Genomic DNA, 8,325 nt, shown 5'->3' with positions numbered 1-8,325 from the left:
ACCGCGCGCCCGGCGCCGCCCGCGGGGCGCCGCCCGCGACGACGCCCGGGTGGCCCGGCTGGCCGCCACCGTCGCCCGGCTGCGCGAGGAGATCCGGCGCGCCGACTCGGCCGCCGACGGCCGGGCCCTGGTCGAACTGGCCAAGGGCATCCTGGTCGAGCGCCTGCACTGCGGGCCCGCGCAGGCCGCCCGGCAGCTGACCACGCTGGCCGAGTCCGCTGGCGTGTCCCCGCTGGAGCTGGCCGCCGACATCGTCAACCAGGCGGCCGGCGACCGGCTCACCGAGGCGGCGCGGGACCTCCCCGCCCACGTCGTCGCCCGGCCCGTGGCCGGCCCCGGCCAGGCGCCGGCCCCTTCGGCCGAGCCGTCCCCCGCCGTACGGCTGCGCACCGCCGAGAGCGGCGCGCTGGCCGCCGACGACACCCAGGCGGTCGCCCGGTCCCTGCTGGCGCACGCGCTCGCCCCGCTCGGCGCCACGGCGGTGGCCGTCTGGGCCGTCGGCCCGGACGCCTCGCTCACCCTCGCCGGCTGCGCCGGGCTGTCCGCCGAGGAGGGCGACCGCTGGCGCCACGTGCCCCCCGGCGTGGCCACCCCCGCCCGCCGGGCCCTCGCCGAACGGCACGCCGTGTGGCTGCCGTCCCTGTCCGGCACCGGGCTGCCGTCGATCGGCCACCGCGAGCTGCCCGACGGCGGCCGCGCGGCCGTACCGGCCAGGACCGGCGGGCGCATCCTGGGCGTGCTGGAGATCTGCTGGCCCGGGCCGGTGCCGCCGCAGCCGCCGCGGATCGTACGGCAGGTCGAGGCGCTGGCCGAACTGGTCGCGCACACCCTTCAGACCCACCCGGTCACGCCCCCCGCCCGGACGGACCGGCCCGGCGCCGGGCGGCGCGAGATCTCGGAGCTGACGGACCTGGCCGACGGCCTGCACGACCCGGCCCTGCTGCTGCGCCCGCACCACGACGCCGACGGGCGGCTGCTGGACTTCCGCATCCACCACACGAACCCCCGGTTCACCGACCCGGCGGGCCGGCCGCGCAGCGCCGTCACCGGGGCGCTGCTGCTGGAGGCGTACCCGACGGCCGCGGAGGGGGACGGCCTGTTCGACAAGGTGGAGCACGTCCACGCCACCGGCCAGCCCTTCCGCGCCGAGCGCCTGACCTTCACCACCCTCGTCGGCCAGGTCCCGGTGACCGTCAACGCCGGCGTCAGCATCAGCCGGGTCGGCGACAGCGTGCTGCTCGTGTGGCGCATCGAGGACGAGGCCGCCCGGCTGGCGAACCTGCTGCACAACGCGCAGCGCCTCGGCCGCATCGGCGGCTTCGAGGAGAACCTGACCACCGGTGAGATCGTGTGGAACAGCCAGCTGTTCGCCCTCTACGGGCTGCCGCCCACCGCCGCGCCCATCCCGCTGGAACAGCTCACGGCCCACGCCCACCCCGACGACGAGACCGCCATCTCCCACTTCCAGCAGAACCTGCTGCACCACCGCCGCCCGGCCTCCACCGCCTTCCGCCTCCAGCGCTCCGACGGCATCGTCCGCCACATCCGCGTCGTCGCCGAGCCCGTGCTCGGCGCCGACCGGCGCCTGGAGGCGGTGCGCGGCGCCTACCAGGACGTGTCCTCCCAGCACTGGACCGAGGTCGCCCTGGCCGCCACCCGGGACCAGCTCGCGCACAGCGAGCAGCAGGCCGCCGAGCGCAACCGGCTGGCCCGGCAGCTCCAGCACGCCATCATGCCGCCCAGCCGCGGCCCGGTCGACGCCGCCGACCTGCACGTCGCCGTGCGCTACCGCCCCGCCGAGAACGACCACCTGGTCGGCGGCGACTGGTACGACGCCGTGGTGCTGCCCTCCCGGCAGATCCTGCTGTCGGTCGGGGACGTGGCCGGGCACGGCATCGACGCGGCCACCGGCATGGTCGCCCTGCGCAACGCGCTGCGCGGCCTGGCCACCACCGGCGCCGGCCCCGCCCAGCTGCTGCGCTGGCTCAACCTCGTCTCCCACCACCTGACCGAGCAGGTCACGGCCACCGCGATCTGCGCCCTGTACGACCCGGACACCCACGTCCTGCGCTGGGCCCGCGCCGGCCACCTGCCGCCGGTCCTGATCCGCGGCCGGGAGGCGTCCACCCTGCCCATGCTCCGGGGCCTGCTGCTCGGCGCGCTCGACGAGACCGCGTACGAGGAGGGCACGGTGCGGCTGTGCCAGGGCGACACCCTGCTCATGTACACGGACGGCCTGATCGAGCGCAAGGACCGCTCGCTCCAGGCGTCCCTGGAGCAGCTCCTGCACACGGCCACGGCCACCGGCCCGGACGGCGACCTGGAGGCCCGCCTGGACCACCTGCTCACCCGCAGCAACTCCGACACCGACGACGACACCTGCCTCGTCGGCATCCAGCGGCGCTGAGCGTCTTCCGGACGACCGCTCCTGACGGGAGGTCAGGCGCCCGGCCCGGCCTTCCGGGCCGCACGGGCCCGCGCGCCCAGGCCGCCTCCCGCGCGCCCGCGACCCGGCACACGCCCGCCCCGCGCACGTCCCGCGCACGTGTCCCGCGCACGAACATAACGACCCGGCCGCAGTGCCCCGGCCCGGCCGTGTCGCCGGGACCGGTCCCCGCCCGCGCGTGCTGTGCTGGCGTCAGCTCGCTCGTGCACAACTCCCGGTCTGCCGACGGGTCTCACGCCCCGGCCGGCGACGGCGCGGGAGACGACGACGGGGACACCGTCCCGGGAGGGGAGTCGCGATGGCGTGGGATCAGCCGGGTGAGGCGGGGGCGCACGGCGGGGCAGGGGGGTTCGCGGTGCCGCCCATGCCGTCGCGGCCGCCGACGCCGCCCGTACCGCCCGACCCGGTGCGGGCCGTCGCGGTGGCCCTGCTCAACCTGAGCGGCCTCGGGCTCGGGTACGCGCTGTTGCGCCGCTGGTGGTTCGCCGCCGCGTGCTGGGCGGCGACCGGCGCGCTGCTGGCGGTCGCGCTGCCGGCCGACCCGGACGGCGTCCCGGCCGGCGCGGTCGCCGGGTACCTGGCGCTGCTGGGGCTCGCGGCCGTGCACGGCGGGCTGCGGGGCCTGCGCGCGCGCCTGGCCTGGCCGCCGCGGTCGCCCGTCGCCGCGCTGCTGGGCCTGGCCCTCCTCGCCGCCCCGGCCGGGGGGTACGCGCTGTACGACGGGGCCCGGGACGAGGCCGTGCAGCGGATGCTGCTGGACCGCCTGGACCGGGCCGACCGGCTCGTGAGCGCCGCGGGCCACCGGCCGTTCCGCGCGGCCGGGGGCGACTACCGCCGGGCGCTGGACGCCTACCGGGACCTGCTCGACGACCACCCGGGCTCCCGGGCCGCCCGGCGCGTGCCCGACCGGCTCGCGACGTTCTACGCGACGGTCGGCGCCCCGTACGAGCAGCAGCGGTACTGCGACGCGCTGGAGCCGCTGAGATACCTGCGCACGGTCTCCGGCACCCTCGGCGGCCAGGCCCCCGGGTCCCTGGCCACCTGGCCCGACGACCGGCTCGCCACCTCCCTGTACGCGTGCGGAACGGGCCGGCTCGGCGCCGGTACGGGCGTCGGGGAGCTGAGCGAGCTGCTGACGAGCTTCCCCGGCTCCCGGCAGGCCGCGCGGGTCGCACCGGCCTTCGCCGACGCCGTCGGCAAGGCCGCCGCGGCCCTGCCGGGCGCCGACCCCTGCCCGGCCACCGAGCGGCTGCGCACCCTCGGCAGCCAGGCCTCCACCCTGGCCGGCCGGAAGAGCGCCGCGTCCGCCGCCCTTCGCGAGCAGGCCCGCAGGGCCGCCGGGCGGGTGCGGTCCGGTACGTACGCGTGCGGCGTGGACCAGTACCGCGACGGCGACTTCGCGGCGGCGCTCCGCACGATGAACGGCTTCGTCCGCGCCTACCGCGACGACCGGAACCGGGAGCGCGCCCAGAAGATAGCGATAGCCGCCGAGATCGCCCGGGAGGAGCCCGCGGCCGGGCGGCGCCTGCCCACCACCGCCTCCGGCGGCAGCATCTCCGTCACCGTCCTCAACGACAGCCCGGACGAGGTGGAGATCCTCTACACCGGCCCGGTCACCGGCAGTTTCACCCTCGGCGCGTGCGGAAGCTGCACCCTGTACCCCAGCGAGGCGGCCGCCCGCGCCACCGCCTGCGAGGACAGCGGCGGCGCCTACCCGCGGCGGACGATCCGCCTGCCCGCCGGGACCAGCTACTTCCTGCACAAGTCCAGGGACGGCGCCACCGCCGCCACTCCCGGCACCGACACGGCCGAGATCGAACCCGGCTACACGTACACCGAGTGCGCCTACACGGTCCGGACGACGGGCTTCGGCTCCGGCGGCGGCGGGGGAACCGGCGGGGTGTAGGCCGGGCGCGGGCCGAGGCGGCCCGCGCTCACTCGTCGTCCAGCAGGGCGAGGTCCGGAGGCACCAGGGTGGTCGACTCCACCAGGCCCTTGAGCAGGTTGTGCAGCAGGGTGTTGTCGCTGGGCACCGAGCCGGAGTCCATGTCGTGCAGCAGCGGGTACGGGAAGCCGTCGCCGTGCAGCCGCCGGCGCACGGCCTCCAGCCGGAACTCGATCCTGCGCGGCGTCCAGTTGCCCCCGGGGCAGAGGTCGGCGAGCTGCGCCGCCGCGCCACGGTAGGACAGCGGGCGCGGGCCGTCCTCGTAGAGGAGGTAGTGCTGGCCCATGACGACCAGGAGGAGGCGTTCGTCCTCCTCCAGCGGCCAGGTTCTGGGCGGCAGGGTGGTGGCCTGCCGACGCGGTACGAGACCGGACTCGTCGTGGCCCGTCACGTACAGCTCGACCAGGTGCTCCCGGGGGCCGGAGCCCTTGACGAACACCGGGGTGTATCCCACGGCCAGCGGGACCGGGTCGGTGGAGGCGTGCATCAGCCGGCCGTGCGGCAGCCGGACGAGCTGCCGGCCGGTGTTCCGCAGCCACCAGCGGCGTTTGCGGAAGGTGAGTTCGCCGTGCCGGCGGCTGACGCGCAGGTCGTCCTCGCCGACGGGCAGGTCCACCTCGGGGCGCTCGCCGCGCCCGAACCGCACGGTCAGACCGGGCCGCGGCGGGACCCTGAGGCGGCCGGCCACGGAGCGCACGTGGAGCGTGCCGGGTGCGGCGGGAGCGGCGCCCCGCGCGAGAGTGTCACGGCTGTTCACAGCGGTCTCCCTGGCTGCCTGGTCGGTCCGGTCCGGACGGGGGCGGGTGTGCGGCCCCCGTGGTCTCCTGTCCCTGGCCGCACACCCGCGCGCCCACTGTGCGCCGACCGGCCCGGGACCCCTCCCGCCGCGGTCCGGCCCGGGGGCGGGGGCCGTCAGCTCTGGGGCAGCGTGGCGGCGGCCGAGCGGGCGAGCGCGGTGGCCAGGTCGCAGGGCCGGTCCCGCGGGCGGCCGGCACCGTGGATCTCGACGATCACCGTCTCGTACGCCGTGTCCCCGTCCTCGTCGACGTAGGAGGGCCCCGCGACCGCCACCGTGCACGTACCCTCGCCGTCCTTCTCCGGCATGATGACGGCCCGGTGGCCCTGGAGGTCGGTGGTGCTGCTGTTGTCGGCCATCGGCAGCGTGGGCCGGTCGAAGTGCAGGTACGCGTCGATGTCGGTGGTGGTGCTGTGCCACTTGCAGCCCCACCCGCCGTACGACGGCTCCGGGTCGCGGGCGTCGACGCCCGGGATGACGCTGAGGGCGTCGGCCGCGGCCATGCCGCAGGCGTCCTGGTACAGCAGCGAGTCCCGCGGATAGGCGGGGGAGCGGCGGGGCAGCCGGCCGCCGCCCAGCCGGTCGGCGGCGATCCCGGCCGCCGTGTCGGCGATGTCGCACAGCGCCATCCGGTTCCCGGCCTCGCCGAGCCCGTCCGCCTCGATGAGGACCGTGTAGTCGGGGATGCCGTCGACCGTCAGCACGCGCGTGCACCTGCCGCTCTCCGCGGACCGCTCCACCACGCCGACCCGTCCGGACCGCCGCGCGGGCGAGGCCAGTTCGGACACCGGATCCCGGTCGAGGTCGATGTGCACGTCTACCAGGTCGCGGCCGCTCCGGGACACGACGACGTCGCACCGGTCGAAGTTGCCGTAGTCCCGCTCCAGTTCGGTGTCGCCGAGCCGGTCGAAGGCGGTGGCCCGGGTCAGGGAGCAGGGGTCGGCGGTGCGGTAGTCGCCGAACAGGGCCGCCGCCGGGTCCTTCGTCGGAGGCGCGGACGGCGAGCGCGTGGCGCCGCCGGCCGACGCCTTCCCGTCGCCCTGGGCGGTCAGGACCACGGCGAGGACGGCCAGCGCCACGGCTCCCGCCGTCGCCACCGCGGCCGCCGCGCCCGCCGGCCGGCCGAGCGGCCCGCGCCCCGGGCGCTCCCCGGGAAGGCCGCGGGTGGTCTCCGGCGCTCGGGCCGGGAGGGCGGGCAGGAGCGCGGGCGGGCCCGCGGCGGCCGCGAGCCGTTCGCGGACCTCGGCCATGCCGGGGCGGTCGCGCGGATCGGGCCGCAGCATGGCCGTGAGCAGGTCGCGCAGGGGACCGACGTCCGCGTCCAGTCCGGGCGCCGCGGGTACGGCCCGGTGCGCCGGGACGTACGCCCCGGACGTCCGCTCCTCGGCGGCCGTCGTGCCGTCTCCGCGGCCGTCGCGCCCCGGGGGTTCCCCCGCGATGAGCGCGTAGACGGTGGCGCCGAGCGAGTAGACGTCCGAACGCGGCTCGGGCGGCCGCCCCTGGGCCACTTCGGGGGCGCCGAAGCCGGGCGTGTAGCCGCCGCTGTGGTTGGGGGAGATGGTCTCGTCGCCGCCGACGCGGTAGGCGGTGCCGAAGTCGGCGAGCTTGACCGAGGTGCCGCCCGAGGCGATGAGGTTGCCGGGTTTGACGTCGCAGTGGACCAGACCGGCCGCGTGCAGGGCGGCCAGCGCGTCGGCGGTCTGCGCGCCGATGTGCGCGGCCAGGGGCGGTGGTATCGGGGGCCGCCGGGCGAGGTTGCCGCCGGGCACGTGCTCCATGACCAGCCAGGCGGTGGTCCGGCCCAGCCGGGTGCGCCGGACGGCGTCGTAGAGGGTGACCACGTGCGGGTGGCGCAGCCGGGCCAGCGCGCGCGCCTCGGCCCGCAGCCCGTCGAGCCCGGCGTCCGCGCCGTCGCGGGGGCGTACCCGTTTGAGGGCCACGTCCCGGCCCAGGTCCTCGTCGTGGGCCAGCCAGACCTCGCCCATGCCTCCGTACAGGGGGCCCTTGGTCAGCCGGTAGCGCCCACCGACCCGTGTGCCCAGGCGCACCGATGTGTCTCCTCGCGTGTGACCGGTACGGCTCCGCCGCGGCGGCGCGGGCGGAGCGGGAGGTGAATCTATCGCGTGAGAACGCGGTCACACGCCGCGTTCGCAGGGCGGCGTCCGATACCCGACGGTGTTTCACAGGATGTTCACCGCGCCCGGACTCCGGCGCGCGTGGCGCCGCCCGTGCGCTCCCCGGCGCGCGCTCGGCGGCCGGCCCCGCGCCAGTGGGCCGACAGCGCCCGCGCGTCGGCGAGTCACCGCCGGTCTTTGCCCGCGACAGGTGTGAAACCGCCCGAAAAAGGCACACGCATGGGCGGAAGCTACCCGCGCATCCGAGGAGGCAGATCATGGCCACTGGAGAGACCGGCTTCAGCGACGTGGCGTACGACCTGGTGTCCGTGCAGTACCACGCCCTCAAGGGCGGGCACGACTACGGCCAGTACGTCCGCGACGCGGAGAGCGCGGACAAGAAGGAGATCGCCGAGTTCTTCCGTTCGGTGATGGAAGAGGACTCGAAGCGGGCCGCCGAGTGCCACCGCTTCCTGGCCGAGCTGTCCACCGCCGGGGACGCCGGTCCCGCGGCGAGCTGAGACCCGGGCGGCCCGCGCGGGCCACCCGCGCGGCGANCGGTCCCGCGGCGAGCTGAGACCCGGGCGGCCCGCGCGGGCCACCCGCGCGGCGACTCCCGCGCCCTGCCCGGGCACCCGGCGGCCGTGGCCGGCCTCACGCGAGGCCGGCCACGGCCGCCGCGCGTCCGCACCCGGCCCGGCCGCCCCCAACCCTCCCTACCCGGACTCCGCGCGGGAGGGCCGAGGCCCCGCGTCCTTGGACGGAGCCCGTCCCGGCCCGGCCGGGCCGGACCCGGCCGGGTCCGGGGCCGGGGCGGCGCTGGCCGAGGACGCCCTGCTGACCTTGGCGGCCGCCGCCGAACACCCCAGCGAGCACCCGCTGGCCCGCGCCGTCGTGGACGCCGCCCGCGCCCGCGGCCTCACCCTTCCCCCGGCGCGCGACTTCGCCTCCGCGCCCGGCAGCGGCGTGACGGCCACCGTCGCGGGCCGCGCGGTCGCGGTCGGCAGCCCCGCCCGGCTGCTCG

5 protein-coding genes and 1 pseudogene are annotated in these 8,325 nt (G+C 77.4%); 4 read left to right on the top strand and 2 right to left on the bottom strand.

Annotation, left to right across the window (positions count from 1 at the left end; genetic code table 11):
- Both RKE29_RS25370 and RKE29_RS25365 read left to right on the top strand, forming a co-directional pair.
- A partial coding sequence (locus RKE29_RS25370) for a SpoIIE family protein phosphatase (protein ID WP_312007959.1) occupies nt 1–2,407 on the top strand: 2,407 nt, incomplete at its 5' end.
- Nucleotides 2,408–2,744: 337 nt separating this feature from the next.
- Entirely contained in the window at nt 2,745–4,352 is a 1,608-nt protein-coding gene (locus tag RKE29_RS25365; protein ID WP_312007957.1) for a hypothetical protein, read from the top strand.
- A 28-nt stretch (nt 4,353–4,380) separates the two neighbouring features.
- On the opposite strand, the gene RKE29_RS25360 is transcribed toward RKE29_RS25365, so the two are convergent.
- Nucleotides 4,381–5,148, bottom strand: a complete 768-nt coding sequence (locus RKE29_RS25360; protein ID WP_312007956.1) for an FHA domain-containing protein — start codon at nt 5,146–5,148, stop codon at nt 4,381–4,383.
- Between the two features lie 155 nt (nt 5,149–5,303).
- Nucleotides 5,304–7,235: a serine/threonine-protein kinase gene (locus RKE29_RS25355; protein ID WP_312007955.1), complete on the bottom strand. Its 1,932-nt coding sequence runs from the start codon at nt 7,233–7,235 to the stop codon at nt 5,304–5,306.
- Between the two features lie 344 nt (nt 7,236–7,579).
- Between RKE29_RS25355 and RKE29_RS25350 the strand changes: the two genes are divergently transcribed.
- Together RKE29_RS25350 and RKE29_RS25345 are read left to right on the top strand one after the other, a co-directional pair.
- A complete protein-coding gene (locus RKE29_RS25350) occupies nt 7,580–7,822 on the top strand; it encodes an acyl carrier protein (protein ID WP_312007953.1) in 243 nt (80 codons plus the stop codon).
- Nucleotides 7,823–8,111: 289 nt separating this feature from the next.
- A pseudogene (locus RKE29_RS25345) lies at nt 8,112–8,325 on the top strand (heavy metal translocating P-type ATPase); the annotation flags it as partial.

Source organism: Streptomyces sp. B1866, assembly GCF_031932565.1.
GTDB lineage: Bacteria > Actinomycetota > Actinomycetes > Streptomycetales > Streptomycetaceae > Streptomyces.
The sequence above is the reverse complement of the archived record's forward strand: the minus strand, read 5'-3'. Positions and strand labels throughout refer to the sequence as shown.

Coding starts and splice junctions, on each gene's coding strand:
- RKE29_RS25365 (WP_312007957.1), top strand. CDS start 2,745: ATGGCGTGGGATCAGCCGGGTGAGGCGGGGGCGCACGGCGGGGCAGGG.
- RKE29_RS25350 (WP_312007953.1), top strand. CDS start 7,580: ATGGCCACTGGAGAGACCGGCTTCAGCGACGTGGCGTACGACCTGGTG.